The organism is Streptomyces sp. NPDC002446, assembly GCF_053595675.1.
Genome location: NZ_JBSFYC010000025.1, coordinates 83,229 through 99,622 on the forward strand (window position 1 = coordinate 83,229; position 16,394 = coordinate 99,622).

The following is a 16,394-nucleotide window of genomic DNA, read 5'->3' on the forward strand; positions in this document are numbered from 1 at the left end:
TGGTTCAGCTCCTGTTGTCGTACGTCGTCGAGGAAGGCGCGGGCGGCCCCGGGTGCTGGTCGAGACCGGCCAGCACATCGCGCAGCCCACGGTGCACATCCTCGTACACCTGGAGGTGCCCGCTCGACGGGAGGTGGTCGGCATCGGCGAGGCGGCGCAGCCCGGCGTCGACCGCGGCCTGACCGGTGGGCACCACGCCCACCCCGAGCGGCTGCGGCCCGCCGGAAGCGACCGGCACCTCGGGCTTCCCCGGCGCCCCAGGCTCCTCAGCCACTCCGGACCCCGCAGGCACCCCGGACCCCGCAGGCGCAACGGACTCCCCGGGCACAACGAGCACCTCTGACTCGGTCCCGTCGATCCCAGCGGTCCCCTCGGTCCCGGCAGTCTCCTCGGCCCCCGCGGGGGCCTCCGGCTCCGGTCCGGGCGTCGGCTCTTCCATGCCCCCGACGCTACCTCGGCGAGCGGTGTCACGTACGAACGAGCCGCCCGCGACCTGGCGTATCGTCGATCACGATGGCAACCCACGACCAGTGCCGTGCCGCGCTCGACCGGCTGGCCCAGAATCTGACCGCGGCTGACGGCAGTGTCCGCAGCGCCGCCGCGCTCGACCGTTCGCTCAGCTGCCGCATCACCGACCTGGATGTGACGTTCCTCGGGCGGCTGGCCAACGGCACCATCCAGGACGTGACCAGCGTCCCCGGCCCGCCCCCGGGCAAGGCCGAGATCCGCCTGACGATGGCCGGCGACGATCTGATCGCGCTGGTCGACGGGGAGCTGAACTTCGCGAGGGCCTGGGGCAGCGGCCGCGTCAAGCTGGAGGCCGGCCTGCGCGACCTGCTGCGCCTCAGGACCCTGCTGTAGTCCCCTAAGGACCTGCTGTAGTCCCTCAGGACCCTGCGGTGGTCGCCGCGCCCGTGGCCGCCAGGCTCTTCTTCCCGGTCGCCGCCGCGGCGCCGGCCCGCGGCGTGCGCGGCGTGCGTGCCGCCGGCACCACCAGCGGCGTCCCGGTCTCCGGGTCGTCGATGACCTGGCAGCTCAGGCCGAAGACCCGCGCCACGAGGTCCGCGGTGACGATGTCGGACGGCGCTCCCTCGGCGATGACCGCGCCGTCCTTCATGGCGATGAGGTGGGTGGCGTAGCGGGCGGCGTGGTTGAGGTCGTGCAGCACCGCGACCAGCGTGCGGCCCTGCTCCTCGTGCAGCTCCGCGCACAGGTCCAGCACCTCGATCTGGTGCTGGATGTCCAGGTATGTCGTCGGCTCGTCCAGGAGGAACAGCGGCGTCTGCTGGGCGAGCGCCATCGCGATCCACACCCGCTGCCGCTGCCCGCCGGACAGCTCGTCGACATAGCGTTCGGCCAGCTCGCCGACGCCGGTCGCCGCCATGGACTCCTGGACGATCCGCTCGTCGTCGGCGGACCACTGCCGCAGCAGCCCCTGGTGCGGGTACCGGCCGCGCGCCACCAGGTCCGCGACCGTGATCCCGTCCGGGGCGATGGAGGACTGCGGCAGCAGCCCCAGCGTCCGTGCGACCTTCTTGGCCGGGAGCGAGGAGATCGCGGAGCCGTCCAGGAGCACCGATCCCGCGGCCGGCTTGAGCATCCGCGAGAGCGCGCGCAGCAGCGTGGACTTGCCGCAGGCGTTGGGGCCGACGATGACCGTGAAGGAGTGGTCGGGGATGGCGACCGAGAGGTTCTCGGCGATGACCCGCTGGTCGTAGGCGAGGGTGACATTCTCGGCCGTGAGACGGCTCACTTCAGAACTCCTGGGTTGTCGTGTCGCTGCTGCTGTCCGGCAGGGGCCCGGTCGGCGCCGGCGGACGTCGTGCCCCCGGTGTCGGCCGGGCCGGTGTGCCGCCCGCCCCGCTGCCCGTCATATCCGCCCCGCCCGGCGCTCCGTGGCCAGCAGCCAGAGCAGATAGCCGCCGCCCAGGACGCCGGTCAGCACGCCCACCGGCAGTTGGTCGGCGCCGAAGAGCCGCTGTGAGGACCAGTCCGCCGCGAGCAGCAGGACGGCGCCCATCACGGCGGCGGACAGCAGGTTGGGGCCGGGCGAGCGGGTGAGCCGCCGGGCCAGCGGGGGTGCGGTGAGCGCCACGAAGGAGATCGGCCCGGCCGCCGCCGTGGCGGAGGCGACCAGCACCACGGCGGCCAGCAGCACCACGACGCGGACCCGTCCGACCCGTACGCCCAGCGCGGAGGCGGCGTCATCGCCCATCTCCAGCATCCGCAGCGGTCGCCCGTAGAGCAGCACCAGCGGGAGGCAGACGGCGCAGACCGCGGCCAGCGGCCAGACCTGGTCCCAGTCGCGGCCGTTGAGGGAACCGGTCATCCAGGTGGTGGCCTGGGTCGCCTCGACGATGTTCGCCTTGGTCATGAGGTAGAGCACCATCGCGTAGAGCATGGCGCTGGCGCCGATGCCGACGAGCACGAAGCGGTAGCCGTGGATGCCGCCCTTCCAGGCGAGCAGGAAGATGGCCAGTCCGGTGACCAGCCCGCCGGCGACCGCTCCGGCGGCGACCGCGAAGGTCCCGGCCTGGAAGTAGACGATGGCGGTCAGCGCGCCGACGGACGAGCCCTGGGCGAAGCCGAGGACGTCCGGGCTGCCCAGCGGGTTGCGCGTGACGGTCTGGAAGACCGCGCCGGCGACCCCGAACGCGGCGCCGACCAGCAGCCCCACCAGCACCCGGGGCAGCCGCAGGTCCTGCACGATGAACTGCTGCCCGGCGTCGCCGCCGCCGGTCAGCGTGGTGAGCACCTCGGCCGGCGTCATCGGGTAGTCGCCGGAGCCGATCAGTGCGATGGCGGCGGCCAGCGCGACGGCCAGCAGCACGAGCCCGGCGACGACGGCGCGCACGTCCAGGCGCAGCGAGAGCCCGCCCGGAGTCCGCACGGCCCGCACCGTCCGCCGCCGGGCCGCCGCTTCGGCCCCGGTTGCGGTGTCCGTGCCGGGGCCCTTCCCCGGCTTCACGGTCGTAGTCACAGCTGAGCCATCCTCCGGCGCCGTACGAGATAGATGAAGACCGGTCCGCCGACGACGGCCGTGACGATGCCGACCTGCAGCTCTCCGGGCCGGGCCACGACCCGGCCGAGGATGTCGGCGCCGAGCAGCAGGACCGGTGAGAGCACCGCGGAGTACGGCAGGATCCAGCGCAGGTCGGGCCCGGTGACGGCCCGTACGACGTGCGGAACCATCAGGCCGACGTAGACGATCGGGCCGCAGACGGCGGTCGCCCCGCCGCACAGCAGGGTGACGGTCAGCATCGCCAGCACCCGGGTGCGGGTCAGCCGGGTGCCGAGCGCCCGCGCCTGGTCGTCGCCGAGCGCGATGGCGTTCAGCGGCCGGCCGATGAGCAGCGCGAGGACGCCGCCGACGAGCAGGAACGGCGCGATCTGGGTGACGGCGGGCATGGTGGCGGCGGCCAGCGAACCCACCGTCCAGAAGCGCATCTTGTCCAGCGCCGCGTTGTCCATCAGGTTGACCGCGTTGAGGTAGCCGGTGAGGACGGCGGTCAGGGCGGTGCCGGCCAGGGCGAGGCGTACGGGTGTGGCGCTGCGGGTGCCGCCGATGACGTACACCGCGACGGAGACCACCGCGGCGCCGGCGAACGCGAACCACACATAGCCGCTCAGTGAGGTGACGCCGAAGAAGCTGATGGCGGAGACGACGGCGGCCGACGCGCCGGCGTTGATGCCCAGAATTCCGGGGTCCGCCAGGGGGTTTCGGGTCAGCGCCTGCATGACGGTGCCGGCCAGGCCGAGGGCGGCGCCGACGATCAGACCGAGCAGGGTGCGCGGCAGGCGCACATCGCGGATGACCACGTCGGTGTCGGAGCCGGAGTAGTGCCACACCCCGTGCCACACCTGGTCGAGGGGTATCTGCTTGGCGCCCACGGCGATCCCGAGGACGGTGATGACGGCCAGGACGGCGACGGAGGCGAGCAGCCCCGCGGAGCGCACGGCGTTCCGCCGTCGGGGTGTCACGGGGGCCGGAGCCGTTGTTGCTTCGGGGGGACTGTCAACCAACACGGCAGTTAGGTTAGCCTACCCTCACATCCAACTCGCAGGCCCTTCCCCCACCTCGCAGGCCCCGTCCAGAGAGAAGCACTCCCACCATGAGCACCTCCCGAAGCGTAACCCTCTCCCGCCGCGGCATCCTCGCCGCGGGCGGTGCCGTCGGCATCGGCGCCCTGCTCGCCGCGTGCGGCGGGGGCAAAGGCTCGGACGGCGCCAACGGCGGTGGCAAGGGCGGCCCCTGGTCCTTCACCGACGACCGCAAGCAGAAGGTCTCCCTCAAGAGCACCCCGCAGCGCATCGTCGCCTTCACCGGCACCGCGGCCGCGCTGCACGACTTCGGGATCGACGACCAGATCGTCGGCGTCTTCGGACCCACCAAGCTCAAGAACGGCAAGCCCGACCCGCAGGCCGGCGACATCGACGTCGACAAGGTCACCATCATCGGCAACGCCTACAACCAGTTCAGCGTGGAGAAGTACGCGGCCCTGCGCCCCGAACTGCTGGTCACCAACATGTACGAGCCCAACGCGCTGTGGTTCGTGCCGGACACCAGCAAGGACAAGATCGCCAAGCTGGCCAAGTCCGTCGCCATCACCTCCGCCCGCGTCCCGCTCGTCAAGATCATCGAGCGCTACGCCGAGCTGGCGGAGTCGCTCGGCGCCGACCTCAAGGCCAAGAAGGTCACCGACGCCAAGGCGCGCTTCGAGAAGGCCTCCGAGGAGCTGCGGCAGGCCGCCAAGTCCCACCCGGTCAAGGTGCTCGCCTGCTCCGGCAGCCCCGATCTCTTCTACGCCTCCAACCCCGGCATCAACGCCGACCTCATGTACTACAAGTCCCTCGGCGTCGACCTGATCGTCCCCGACCACCTGGACAAGGGCGGCTACTTCGAGAGCCTGAGCTGGGAGAACGCCGACAAGTACAAGGCCGATGTGCTCCTGCTGGACAACCGGACCGCCACCCTCCAGCCCAAGGACCTGGCCGCCAAGCCCTCCTGGGCCAAGCTGCCCGCCGTCAAGGCGGACCAGATCACGCCCTGGTCGAGCGAGCCGCGCTTCTCCTACGCGGGCGCCGCACCGCTGCTCGAATCGCTGACCAAGGCGATCAAGAGCGCCAAGAAGGTCAACTGACGTACTGCCGCGGTGGACCGGCGCCCACCCGCCCCGCGCTCCACCGCGGCCGCTTCCCCACCCCACCACCGCACCGGGAGGTTCCCGAATGACCGCGACCGCCGCCCCCGCCACCGCACCGTTCCGCTTCTTCGATGTGCATGTCGTCCGCTCCCGGCGGATCGGCCCCTCCATGGTGCGGGTCACCTTCGGCGGCGAACGGCTGACGGAGCTGGCCTCCGGCGGTCGCGACCAGCGCTTCAAGCTCTTCCTGCCGCAACCCCACCAGGACCGGCCGCTCTTCGACGACATGAGCGAGGGCTGGTACACCACCTGGCGGGCGCAGGACCCCACCGAGCGCCCGGTGATGCGCTCGTACACGATCCGCGAACAGCGCCATGAAGCGGGCGAGTTCGACGTCGACTTCGCGCTGCACGGGGCCGGAGCCCAGGCCCCCGTCACGGCCGGCGGCCCCGCCTCCCGCTGGGCCGCGGGAGCCCGCCCCGGCGACCGGCTGACCGTCCTCGCCCCGGTCGTCGCGGACAACGGCGGCGTCGACTTCCGCCCGCCGGCCGGCACCGACTGGATCCTGCTCACCGGCGACGAGACGGCGCTGCCCGCGATCGCCGGCATCCTCGCGTCGCTCTCCCCCGGCACCCGGGCCCGGGTCTGGATCGAGATCGGGCACGAAGACGACCGGCAGCAGCTGCCGACCTTCGCGGACGCCGAGATCACCTGGCTGGTCCGGGACGCGGCGGCCGCCGGGCACGACGGGCCGGTGCCGGCCGCCCTGCGCGCCGCCGAGCTGCCCGAGGGCACGCCGTACGCCTGGGTCGCCGGCGAGGCGGGGACCGTCAAGGCGGTGCGGCGGCACCTGGTCCGCGAGCGCGGAATGGACCGCAGGGCGGTCAAGTTCACCGGCTACTGGCGGCGCGGCGCCACCGAGGAGGACCTGATCGCGGAGCTGACGGCCGGGACGGCGCCGGCCGACGAGGACTGATCCCGCACACCCCACACGCCCCGGGCTCCGCGGGTCCCACAGGTCCCGCGGCGCCCGGGCGCTCGCGCTCCGGCAGGATTCCCGCTCCCCCATCGGGCGTCCCGCCCTCACCTCAAGGGCGCCGCCCTCACCTCAAGAGTGCTGCCCTCACCTCAAGAGTGCCGCCTCACATCCCTATCCGCCCCAGCGCCTTGCCCGCGTCCGCGCCGCAACTGCCGTCCCCGGCCGCCGTCCAGGCCGCCGCGCACAGCGCCCGCAGCCCGTCCAGCGGGGTGCCCGCGCCCGTCACGGCGAGCGTGTCGCCGGCCGCCTCGGCCCGCCAGCCACCGCACCGGAAGCCGCCGTCGTCCTCGGTCACCTCCGGCTGCGGCGCCAGCAGCCCGCGCAGATCGGCGTCCACATAGGACGGACGGTGCTGCGGCGGAGCGGCCAGCAGTTCGGCGGCCGTGGTGACGCCGGTAAGCACCAGCAGCGAGTCGACCTCGCCGTTGTAGGCACCCTCGATGTCCGTGTCGAGCCGGTCCCCGATCACCAGCGGCCGCTCGGCACCGGTCCGCAGCACCGTCTCCCGGTGCATCGGCGGCTGCGGCTTGCCCGCCACCTGCGGCGACCCGCCCGCGGCGATCCGCACCACCTCCACCAACGCACCGTTGCCGGGCGCGATCCCGCGCTCCTTGGGGATGGTCAGATCGGTGTTGGACGCGAACCACGGCACCCCGCGCTGCACCGCGTACGCGGCCTCCGCCAGCCGCTCCCAGTCCAGCGTGGGGTCATAGCCCTGCACCACGGCCGCCGGATCGTCGTCCGCGGAGAAGACCGGTTCCAGGCCGCGCTCGCGCAGCGCCACCCGCAGCCCCTCGCCGCCGACGGCCAGCACCCGCGCGCCCGGCGGCACCTGGTCGGCGATCAGCCGGGCCACCGCCTGCGCCGAGGTGATCACGTCTTCCGCGCCGGTCGGCAGCCCGTATCCGGTCAGCTGGTCGGCGACGGTCTGCGGGGTGCGGGCCGCGTTGTTCGTCACATACGCCAGGTGCATCCCGCCCTCCCGTGCGCTCGTCAGCGACTCCACGGCGTACGCGATGGCCGCTCCCCCGGCGTAGACGACCCCGTCCAGATCCAGCAGCGCGGTGTCGTACGCCTCGCTCAGCGGGCGCCGGCACCCGTCGGGCCGACGCCGCCCGCTCCCGTCCGCCCGCCCGCGAATCTGCTCGTTCATGCCGTCTCGCTCCTCATTGCCATGGTGGTACGAAGGGTGTGCCGCGCACCCTAGGACGCGCGCCCCGCGCCGCCCGGCCCCGCCCGCGCTCCACGGCGCGCAGACCGGTAATTCCAGCCACCGCGGGCTGTCCCCCGATCTTCCCTCATCGGGCCGGCGGCATAGCATTCTTCAATGACCAGTACCGACGGCCTCCGCCTCCTCCCGTTCCGCGGACTGCGCTACGCCCCGGACCGGATCAGCAGCCTCACCGCCGTGACCTCGCCGCCGTACGACGTGGTGGTCCGACCGGACGGCGTGCGCCATCTGGAGACCGCCGACCCGTACAACATCGTCCGGCTGATCCTCCCGCATGCCGCGGACCCCACCACCCGCCACCGCCAGGCCGCCGACACCCTGCGCCGCTGGCGGGCCGAGGGCGTACTGACCCAGGACGCCGAGCCCGCGCTGTACGTCTACGAGCAGCGCGCCGGCGAGGTGCTGCAGCGCGGGCTGATCGGCGCGCTGCGCCTGGACGGTCCGGTGCTGCCGCACGAGGACGTCATCCCCGAGGTCGTCGAGGACCGGGCCGCCCTGATGCGCGCGGCGGCCGCAAACTTCGAGCCGTTGCTGCTCTCCTACCGTGGCCAAAACGCCGCGAACGGCGCCACCGCGGTCATCGAGCGCGTGGTGGAGGACGCCCCGCTGCTCGCCACCACCACGGAGGACGGTTTCACCCACCGCCTGTGGGCGGTCACCGACCCCGCCGACCTCGCCGCCATCGACGGGGATCTGGCCCGCCGGCAGGCCCTGATCGCCGACGGCCACCACCGCTGGGCGACCTACCAGCGGCTGTACGAACAGCAGCCCGGCGCCGGCGCCGCCTCACCCTGGGCGTCCGGCCTGGTGCTGCTGGTCGACACCGCCCGCTATCCGCTCCAGGTCCGCGCGATCCACCGCGTACTGCCCCATCTGCCGCCCGCCAAGGCGCTGGCCGACCTGGACGGCGCCTTCCGCACCCGTACGCTCCCGGGCGAGCTGTCCGCCGCCATGGCGGTCCTGGACGAGACGCCCGGCACCGCCTTCGTCCTGGCCGGCGGGCGGGACTCCTTCCACCTGCTGGACCGCCCCGACCCCGACCTGCTCGACCGTACGATCCGCCGGGACCGGCCCGAGGCCTGGCGGCGGCTGGACGCGACCGTGCTGCACTCCGTGCTGCTGGACGAGGTCTGGCACGTTCCCGACCATCCGTCCGACATCAGCTATCTGCACCACACCGAGGCCGCCGTCGAGCAGGCCGCCCGGCACGGCGGCACGGCCGTGCTGATGCGCGCCACCTCCGAGGAGACGGTCCGTCAACTCGCCGAGTGCGGTGTGACGATGCCGCGCAAGTCCACCTCCTTCGGGCCCAAGCCCGCCACCGGTCTCGTCCTGCGCACCCTGGACGACAACGACAACTGAACACCGGCGTCCGCACCTGTCCGCGGCACCCGCAACCCGACCCGAGATCTAGTTAGGTTAGGCTTACCTCACTACGTCTCGGGCGGGTCTCCCTGCCCCTGCGCACACTCCACCCTGCGCAGCACGTGGCCCCCGTCCGCACCAGGGAGGACAGCTCCATGACTCCCCTCGCGCACTCCGCCGAGGACCCGGCCGACAGCCGGACATATCTGCTCAACAACGGCACGGCCCACCGTTACCACCGCGCGGTCACCGAGAGCGTCACACGCATCAGCGCCAAAATCGCTGGCACCGCCCGCCCGTTCACCGGCATCTCCGTCGACGGCCTCACGCCCACGGTCGCCGGCGTCGACCTCGACGCACCGCTGCACGACCCGGCCGCCGCGCTCGACGAACTCGAAGAGGTCTACCTCCGCGACGCCGTCTACTTCCACCACCCGCGCTACCTCGCGCACCTCAACTGCCCCGTGGTGATCCCCGCCCTCGTCGGCGAGGCCGTGCTCTCCGCCGTCAACTCCTCCCTGGACACCTGGGACCAGAGCGCCGGCGGCACGCTCATCGAGCGCCGGCTGATCGACTGGACGGCCGAGCGGATCGGCCTCGGCGAGCAGGCCGACGGCATCTTCACCAGCGGCGGCAGCCAGTCCAACCTCCAGGCCATGCTGCTCGCCCGCGACGAGGCCTGCCGCCGGGAGCTGACCTGCGAAGGCTCGCCGTCCGGCACCCGGCTCACCGACGTACTGCCCCGGCTGCGCATCCTCACCTCCGAGTGCAGCCACTTCAGCATCCGCAAGGCCGCCACCCTGCTCGGCATGGGCGCGGAGGCCGTCATCGCCGTCCCCGCCGACGAGCACAAGCGGATGCGCACCGCCGACCTCGCCGACGAGCTGGCACGCTGCCACCGCGACGGCCTGATACCCATGGCCGTCGTCGCCACCGCCGGCACCACCGACTTCGGCTCCATCGACCCGCTCCCCGAGATGGCCGACCTGTGCGACCGCTACGGCGCCTGGCTGCACGTCGACGCCGCCTACGGCTGCGGCCTGCTGGTCTCCCGCCGCCGCGGGCTGCTCACCGGCATCGAGCGCGCCGACTCGGTCACCGTCGACTACCACAAGTCCTTCTTCCAGCCGGTCAGTTCGAGCGCCATCCTGGTCCGCGACCGCGCGACCCTGCGCCATGTCACCTACCACGCGGACTACCTCAACCCGCGCCGGATGGCCGAGCGGCGCATCCCCAACCAGGTCGACAAGTCGATCCAGACCACCCGCCGCTTCGACGCCCTCAAGCTCTGGCTCACCCTGCGCATCATGGGCGCCCAGGCCGTCGGCGAACTCTTCGACGAGGTCATCGACCGCGCCGCGGACGCCTGGAAACTCCTCCATGACGACCCGCGCTTCGAGGTCGTCGTCGAACCCCAGCTGAGCACGCTGGTCTTCCGCTACGTCCCCGGCACCGACCAGGACCCCGAACTCGCCGACCGGGTCAATCTGCACGCCCGGGACGCCCTGTTCGCCTCCGGTGACGCGATCGTCGCGGGCACCACGGTCGACGGCCGCCACTACCTCAAGTTCACCCTGCTCAACCCGGAGACCACGCTGGAGGACATCGCCACCGTCCTCGACCTGATCGCCGAGCACGCCGGCAGCTACCTCGCCGAACAGCCCCAGCCGGCGCTCAGCGCGCGCTGACCTCCCCCAGCCCGACCCCCCTCGGAGAACCCGTGCCCGCCCCTTACGACTTCATCGCCATCGGCCTCGGCCCCTTCAACCTGGGCCTGGCCTGCCTGACCGAGCCGATCGACGGCCTCGACGGCCTGTTCCTCGACAACAAGGCGGCCTTCGACTGGCACCCCGGCATGATGCTCGACAGCAGCCACCTCCAGGTGCCGTTCATGGCCGACCTGGTCACCCTCGCCGACCCCACCTCCCCCTTCTCGTTCCTCAACTACCTCAAGGAATCCGGGCGGATCTACCCGTTCTACATCCGCGAGAGCTTCTATCCCCTGCGCGCCGAGTTCAACGACTACTGCCGCTGGGCGGCCGGCAGACTCGACTCCGTCCGCTTCGCCCACCAGGTCACCACCGTCGAGTACGACACGCGCGACGAGCTCTACGTCGTCCACGCCGAGCACGCCGGCGAGCAGCGCACCTACCGCGCCCGCAAACTCGTCCTGGGCACCGGCACCCCGCCCTACATCCCCGAGGCCTGCCGGGGCCTGGGCGGCGACCTGCTGCACAACGCCGACTACCTGGACGCCAAGGCCGCCCTGCAGGCCAAGGACTCCATCACCCTCATCGGCAGCGGCCAGAGCGCCGCGGAGATCTACTTCGACCTCCTCCAGGACATCGACAGCCACGGCTACCACCTGACCTGGGCCACCCGCTCCCCGCGCTTCTTCCCGCTCGAATACACCAAACTCACGCTGGAGATGACCTCACCGGAGTACGTGGACTACTTCCACGCCCTCCCCCAGGCCACCCGCGACCGCCTCAACGCGACCCAGAAGCACCTCTACAAGGGCATCGACTCCGCGCTGATCAACGACATCTTCGACCTGCTCTACCAGAAGAACCTCGCCGGCCCCGTCCCCACCCGCCTGCTGACCAACACCGCGCTGAACAAGGCGAGTTACGACGAGACCTCCGGCACCTACACCCTGGGCCTGCGCCAGGACGAGCAGGGCACCGACTTCACCCTCGACACCCAGGGGCTGATCCTCGCCACCGGCTACCGCTACCGCGTACCGGACTTCCTCACCCCGGTCCGCGACCGGATCGCCTGGGACGACGCCGGCCGCTACGACGTGGCCCGCAACTACAGCATCGACACCACCGGCCACGACATCTTCGTGCAGAACGCCGAGCTGCACACCCACGGCTTCGTCACCCCGGACCTCGGCATGGCCGCGTACCGCAACTCGTGCATCATCCGCGAGCTGCTCGGCCGCGAGTACTACCCGGTCGAAAAGGCCATCGCCTTCCAGGAGTTCGCCGCCCCGGCCGGCGGGCAGCACCCCATGGAGATACCCGCATGACCGCCCCGCTCTTCACCCGCACCGACGCGGCCCTCGGCGAGTTCTCCGTACGGCCCGTCGACCCCTCCGCCGACGCCGCACTCCTGCACTCCTGGGTCACCCACCCCAAAGCCGTCTTCTGGCTGATGCAGGACTGCGACCTGGCAGCCGTCGAGAAGGAGTTCACGCGGATCGCCGCCGACCCCTTCCACGACGCCTTCCTCGGCCTGCACAACGGCACCCCGGCCTTCCTGATGGAGCGCTACGACCCCGCCCACCGCGAACTGGTCGGCATCCACGCCGCACAGCCCGGTGACATCGGCATGCACTTCCTCACCGCGCCCACCGCCACCCCCCTGCACGGCTTCACCCGCGCCGTGATCACCACCGTCATGGAGACGCTCTTCGCCGACCCCGCCGTCCGCCGCGTCGTCGTCGAGCCGGACGCCCGCAACACCGCCGTCCACGCCCTCAACAAGGCCGTCGGCTTCGAGGTCCAGCGCACCGTGTCGCTCCCCTCCAAAGACGCCTTCCTCAGCACCTGCACCCGCGACCAGTTCCTGGCCACCCAAGGAGACCACCGATGACCCCCGGCACCCGGCCGACCGCCCAGGACGCCGTCGCCCACCTCACCCCCGGACTGTGGGCCCGCGCCAACCGCCTGCTGATCCGCAAGGGCCTCGCCGAGTTCGCCCACGAACGGCTGCTCACCCCCAAGCGCCTGCCCCAGGACGGCCACTACTGCGTACGCAGCGACGACGACGCCACCGAATACCGCTTCGCCGCCCGCAGACAGGCCCTCGACCACTGGCAGATCGACCCCGACAGCATCACCCGCCACCGCGACCACGGTGAACTCCCCCTGGACGCCCTGGAGTTCTTCATCGAACTCCGCGACACCCTGGGACTCGGCGCGGAGATCCTCCCGGTCTACCTGGAAGAGATCAGCTCCACCCTCTCCGGCACCGCCTACAAACTCGCCGCCGACCAGCCCACCGCCGCCGAACTCGCCGCGTCGGACTTCCAGGCCATCGAGACCGGCATGACCGAGGGCCACCCCTGCTTCGTCGCCAACAACGGCCGCCTCGGCTTCGGCATCCACGAGTACCACGCCTACGCCCCCGAGACCGCGAGCCCCGTCCGGCTGATCTGGCTCGCCGCCCACCGCGACCACGCCACCTTCACTGCCGGCGCCGGCCTCGACTACGACACCCTCGTCCGCGACGAACTCGGCGAAGCCACCCGCAGCCGCTTCACCACCACCCTCACCGCCCTCGGCCTCGACCCCGACGACTACTACCTCTTCCCCGCCCACCCCTGGCAGTGGTGGAACAAGCTGTCCGTCACCTTCGCGGCGGAGATCGCCCACCAGCGCCTGGTCTGCCTGGGCCCCGGCGACGACGACTACCTCGCCCAGCAGTCCATCCGCACCTTCTTCAACACCACCAGCCCCGCCAAGCACTACGTCAAGACGGCGCTCTCGGTCCTCAACATGGGCTTCATGCGCGGCCTGTCCGCCTCGTACATGGAGGCCACCCCGGCCATCAACGACTGGCTGGCCCGCCTGATCGACGCCGACGACACCTTCCGGGCGGCCCGCTTCTCGATCATCCGCGAGCGCGCCGCCATCGGCTACCACCACCGCCAGTACGAGGCGGCCACCCCCAAGGGCTCCCCCTATCTGAAGATGCTGGCGGCCCTGTGGCGGGAGAGCCCCGTCCCCACCCTGGAACCCGGGCAGCGCCTGGCCACCATGGCCTCCCTCCTGCACACCGACCGCGACGGCGGCTCCTTCGCCGCCGCCCTGATCGAGCGGTCCGGCCTGGAGCCCGCCGTCTGGCTCCGCCGCTACCTCGACGCGTACCTGACCCCCGTGCTGCACTCCTTCTACGCCTACGACCTGGTCTTCATGCCGCACGGCGAGAACGCCATCCTGGTCATCGAGGACGGCGCCGTGGCCCGCGTGATCTTCAAGGACATCGCCGAGGAGATCGCCGTCATGGACCCCGACGCGGTCCTGCCCCCCACCGTCGAACGCATCCGCGCCGACGTCCCCGAGGACAAGAAGCTCCTCTCCGTCTTCACCGACGTCTTCGACTGCTTCTTCCGCTTCCTGAGCGGCACCCTCGCCGATCTCGGCGTCCTCGACGAGGAGACCTTCTGGCGCACGGTCGCCGCCTGCGTCACCGACTACCAGAAGGCGAACCCCCACCTGGCCGACAAGTTCGCCCAGTACGACATGTTCACCGAGGAGTTCGCCCTCTCCTGCCTCAACCGCCTCCAGCTGCGCAACAACCAGCAGATGGTCGACCTCCAGGACCCGGCCGGCGCCCTCCAGCTGATCGGCACCCTCCGCAACCCCATCGCCCCCTACGCCCCCTGACCTCCCCCAAAACGCCGAAGGGCGGGACCCCGGTGGGTCCCGCCCTTCGTCATGCCTGGTGCATCATCCCCGGTCAGCCCTTGTCGGGGCGCTCACCGGAGTCCGCGTCGGCCTCGTCGCTCTCGTCCGCCCCGCCGGACTCCTCCAGCACATCGGTGAACTCCACACCGTCCAGCTCGGCGAGCCGGTCCGACGCGTCCGTCGTGCCACCCTGGTCGGCCTCCAGCGCCTTGGCGAACCAGTCACGCGCCTCGCCCTCGCGCCCGACCTCCAGCAGCGCATCGGCGTACGCGTACCGCAGCCGCGCGGTCCACGGGTGTACGGCGTTCGACGCCAGCTCCGGGCTCTGCAGCGTCACCACCGCGGCGTCCGCCTGCCCCATGTCCCTGCGGGCACCCGCCGCGACCAGCCGCATCTCGACCTGCCCGGCCCGGTCCAGCTTCTGCACCTCGGGCTCACCGGCCATCGCCAGCGCCTTCTCCGGCCGGCCCATACCGCGCTCGCAGTCCGCCATGACGGGCCACAGCTCGACGCCACCGGTCATCCGCCGCGCCGCCCGGAACTCCGCCAGCGCCTCGTTGTACTTGCCGACCGCGTACGCCGCGAAGCCCGCGGCCTCCCGCACCGCGGCGACCCGGGACGCCAGCCGCAGCGCCACCCGCGAGTACCCGTACGCCTTCTCCGGGTCCTCGTCCAGCAGCTTCGCCACCATGACCAGGTTCTTCGCGACATCCTCGGCGAGCGTCTTCGGCAGGCTCAGCAGCTCCTGACGCACATCCTTGTCGATCTCGTCACCGGTGACGTCCTCCGGAATCGGCAGCCGCTTGATCGGCTCCCGGTCCCGGTCCCGCCGCTCGTCCCGACGGTCGTCGCGCCGGTCGTCCCGCCCACGGCCACCGCCGTACGGGCGACGCCCACCACGCTCGTCGTCCCGACGGAACCCACCACGGTCGTCACGCCGCGGCCCGCGGTCATCCCGACGGAACCCACCGCGGTCGCCACCCCGGTCGTCCCTACGGAACCCACCACGGTCGCCACCCCGGTCATCGCGCCGGTCGTCCCGCCGGTCGTCCCGTCGGTCGTCCCGACGGTCATCGCGCCGGAACGAGGAACGCTGCCCGCCCCGGTCATCACGCCGCTCGTCACGGCGGTCATCACGGCGGTCGTCACGGCGATCGTCCCTACGGAACCCGCCGCGGTCACCACCCCGGTCATCCCGGCGCTCGTCGCGCCGGTCATCGCGCCGGAACCCACCGCGGTCGCCCCCGTACGAGCGGTCATCCCGCCGGAAGCCGCCCCGCTCACCACCACGGTCATCACGGCGGTCATCCCGTCGGTCATCACGGCGGAACGAGGAACGCTCACCACCACGGTCGTCCCGTCGGTCATCCCGACGGTCGTCGCGCCGGAACCCGCCACGGTCGCCCCCGAACGACCGGTCATCACGCCGGAACCCAGGACGGTCCCCGCCCCGCTCGCCACCGCGGAAACCCCCACGGTCGCCACCGGAGGAACGGTCATCCCGACGGAACCCACCCCGGTCGTCACGCCGCTCATCACGCCGGTCGTCACGGCGATCATCCCTACGGAACCCACCGCGGTCACCACCGCGATCATCCCGTCGGTCGTCCCGGCGGTCATCGCGCCGGAACCCACCGCGGTCGCCGCCGTACGAGCGGTCATCCCGCCGGAAGCCGCCGCCACGCTCATCGTCGCGACGCGGCCCACGCGGCCGGTCGTCCCGCCGGTCGCCACCACGGAATCCGCCACGGTCGCCGCCGGAGGGGCGGTCCCGGTCGTCGCGGCGGAACGCGGGACGCTGCCCGCCCCGCTCATCACGTCGGAAACCGCCACGATCACCACGGTCACCGTCACGGCTGTCGCGACGCGGCCCGCGGTCATCACGCCGGAAACCACCGCGGTCACCGCCGTCGCGCCGCTGCGGCCGGCGCTCCGAACGATCGTCGGAAGAGTTGGTGGACATCGACGTGACTCCTGTCTTCGGTACTGCATTCATTCTCGCGCACCGACCACTTCGGCGCGCTTCGGGCTGTACTTGTTTCAAAACAGCAAAAAGGACCCTTGGTCCCAGCATGCACGCTGGGACCAAGGGTCCTTGAAAGATTGTTCGGCGGCGTCCTACTCTCCCACAGGGTCCCCCCTGCAGTACCATCGGCGCTGAAAGGCTTAGCTTCCGGGTTCGGAATGTAACCGGGCGT

General features: G+C 71.8%; 15 protein-coding genes and 1 rRNA gene. 8 read left to right on the forward strand and 8 right to left on the reverse strand.

Annotation, left to right across the window (positions count from 1 at the left end; all coding sequences use genetic code 11):
- Positions 1-4 precede the first annotated feature (4 nt).
- A complete protein-coding gene (locus ACWD6P_RS16780) occupies positions 5-238 on the reverse strand; it encodes a hypothetical protein (RefSeq protein WP_451444836.1) in 234 nt (77 codons plus the stop codon).
- Positions 239-513: 275 nt separating this feature from the next.
- Here ACWD6P_RS16780 and ACWD6P_RS16785 point away from each other — a divergent pair, with 275 nt between their 5' ends.
- Positions 514-861: a sterol-binding protein gene (locus ACWD6P_RS16785; protein ID WP_451444837.1), complete on the forward strand. Its 348-nt coding sequence runs from the start codon at positions 514-516 to the stop codon at positions 859-861.
- 25 nt (positions 862-886) lie between these two features.
- Here ACWD6P_RS16785 and ACWD6P_RS16790 read toward each other — a convergent pair whose 3' ends face one another.
- The 3 genes from ACWD6P_RS16790 to ACWD6P_RS16800 all read right to left on the reverse strand — a co-directional run bounded on the left by ACWD6P_RS16790 (position 887) and on the right by ACWD6P_RS16800 (position 4,026).
- Complete coding sequence (locus ACWD6P_RS16790; protein WP_451444838.1) at positions 887-1,753, reverse strand: ABC transporter ATP-binding protein; 867 nt, start codon at positions 1,751-1,753, stop codon at positions 887-889.
- A 117-nt stretch (positions 1,754-1,870) separates the two neighbouring features.
- A complete protein-coding gene (locus ACWD6P_RS16795) occupies positions 1,871-2,980 on the reverse strand; it encodes a FecCD family ABC transporter permease (protein WP_451444839.1) in 1,110 nt (369 codons plus the stop codon).
- A complete protein-coding gene (locus tag ACWD6P_RS16800; protein WP_451444840.1) occupies positions 2,977-4,026 on the reverse strand; it encodes a FecCD family ABC transporter permease in 1,050 nt (349 codons plus the stop codon). The genes ACWD6P_RS16795 and ACWD6P_RS16800 overlap by 4 nt, the downstream gene beginning before the upstream one ends.
- Positions 4,027-4,112: 86 nt before the next feature.
- Between ACWD6P_RS16800 and ACWD6P_RS16805 the strand changes: the two genes are divergently transcribed.
- Entirely contained in the window at positions 4,113-5,141 is a 1,029-nt protein-coding gene (locus tag ACWD6P_RS16805) for an ABC transporter substrate-binding protein (RefSeq protein WP_451444841.1), read from the forward strand.
- 88 nt (positions 5,142-5,229) lie between these two features.
- The gene (locus tag ACWD6P_RS16810) at positions 5,230-6,120 is read left to right on the forward strand and encodes a siderophore-interacting protein (protein ID WP_451444842.1); all 891 of its coding nucleotides are present in this window, start codon (positions 5,230-5,232) and stop codon (positions 6,118-6,120) included.
- A gap of 166 nt (positions 6,121-6,286) precedes the next feature.
- Here the strand turns inward: ACWD6P_RS16810 and ACWD6P_RS16815 are convergent, their stop codons facing one another.
- Positions 6,287-7,336 (reverse strand): HAD-IIA family hydrolase, encoded by a 1,050-nt coding sequence (locus ACWD6P_RS16815; protein ID WP_451444843.1) that lies wholly within the window; start codon positions 7,334-7,336, stop codon positions 6,287-6,289.
- 174 nt (positions 7,337-7,510) lie between these two features.
- On the opposite strand from ACWD6P_RS16815, the gene ACWD6P_RS16820 reads away from it, so the two are divergent.
- The 5 genes from ACWD6P_RS16820 to ACWD6P_RS16840 all read left to right on the forward strand — a co-directional run bounded on the left by ACWD6P_RS16820 (position 7,511) and on the right by ACWD6P_RS16840 (position 14,175).
- On the forward strand, positions 7,511-8,776 hold the full coding sequence (locus tag ACWD6P_RS16820) for a DUF1015 family protein (protein ID WP_451444844.1): 1,266 nt from the start codon (positions 7,511-7,513) through the stop codon (positions 8,774-8,776).
- 158 nt (positions 8,777-8,934) lie between these two features.
- Entirely contained in the window at positions 8,935-10,467 is a 1,533-nt protein-coding gene (locus ACWD6P_RS16825) for a pyridoxal phosphate-dependent decarboxylase family protein (protein ID WP_451444845.1), read from the forward strand.
- Between the two features lie 32 nt (positions 10,468-10,499).
- Positions 10,500-11,813: a lysine N(6)-hydroxylase/L-ornithine N(5)-oxygenase family protein gene (locus tag ACWD6P_RS16830; RefSeq protein ID WP_451444846.1), complete on the forward strand. Its 1,314-nt coding sequence runs from the start codon at positions 10,500-10,502 to the stop codon at positions 11,811-11,813.
- Positions 11,810-12,379, forward strand: a complete 570-nt coding sequence (locus ACWD6P_RS16835; RefSeq protein WP_451444847.1) for a GNAT family N-acetyltransferase — start codon at positions 11,810-11,812, stop codon at positions 12,377-12,379. Before ACWD6P_RS16830 ends, ACWD6P_RS16835 begins: the two co-directional genes overlap by 4 nt.
- Positions 12,376-14,175, forward strand: a complete 1,800-nt coding sequence (locus ACWD6P_RS16840) for an IucA/IucC family protein (RefSeq protein ID WP_451444848.1) — start codon at positions 12,376-12,378, stop codon at positions 14,173-14,175. The genes ACWD6P_RS16835 and ACWD6P_RS16840 overlap by 4 nt, the downstream gene beginning before the upstream one ends.
- A gap of 73 nt (positions 14,176-14,248) precedes the next feature.
- Here the strand turns inward: ACWD6P_RS16840 and ACWD6P_RS16845 are convergent, their stop codons facing one another.
- The 3 genes from ACWD6P_RS16845 to rrf all read right to left on the reverse strand — a co-directional run.
- Positions 14,249-14,995 carry a hypothetical protein gene (locus ACWD6P_RS16845; RefSeq protein ID WP_451444854.1) on the reverse strand — a complete coding sequence of 249 codons (747 nt, stop codon included), beginning with the start codon at positions 14,993-14,995 and terminating at the stop codon, positions 14,249-14,251.
- Positions 14,932-16,029: a hypothetical protein gene (locus tag ACWD6P_RS16850; protein WP_451444855.1), complete on the reverse strand. Its 1,098-nt coding sequence runs from the start codon at positions 16,027-16,029 to the stop codon at positions 14,932-14,934. Before ACWD6P_RS16850 ends, ACWD6P_RS16845 begins: the two co-directional genes overlap by 64 nt.
- Before the next feature lie 272 nt (positions 16,030-16,301).
- A 5S ribosomal RNA gene (gene rrf / locus ACWD6P_RS16855) occupies positions 16,302-16,394 on the reverse strand; the annotation flags it as partial.

Coding starts and splice junctions, on each gene's coding strand:
- ACWD6P_RS16810 (WP_451444842.1), top strand. CDS start 5,230: ATGACCGCGACCGCCGCCCCCGCCACCGCACCGTTCCGCTTCTTCGAT.
- ACWD6P_RS16805 (WP_451444841.1), top strand. CDS start 4,113: ATGAGCACCTCCCGAAGCGTAACCCTCTCCCGCCGCGGCATCCTCGCC.
- ACWD6P_RS16840 (WP_451444848.1), top strand. CDS start 12,376: ATGACCCCCGGCACCCGGCCGACCGCCCAGGACGCCGTCGCCCACCTC.
- ACWD6P_RS16835 (WP_451444847.1), top strand. CDS start 11,810: ATGACCGCCCCGCTCTTCACCCGCACCGACGCGGCCCTCGGCGAGTTC.
- ACWD6P_RS16785 (WP_451444837.1), top strand. CDS start 514: ATGGCAACCCACGACCAGTGCCGTGCCGCGCTCGACCGGCTGGCCCAG.
- ACWD6P_RS16815 (WP_451444843.1), bottom strand. CDS start 7,336: ATGAACGAGCAGATTCGCGGGCGGGCGGACGGGAGCGGGCGGCGTCGG.
- ACWD6P_RS16820 (WP_451444844.1), top strand. CDS start 7,511: ATGACCAGTACCGACGGCCTCCGCCTCCTCCCGTTCCGCGGACTGCGC.
- ACWD6P_RS16825 (WP_451444845.1), top strand. CDS start 8,935: ATGACTCCCCTCGCGCACTCCGCCGAGGACCCGGCCGACAGCCGGACA.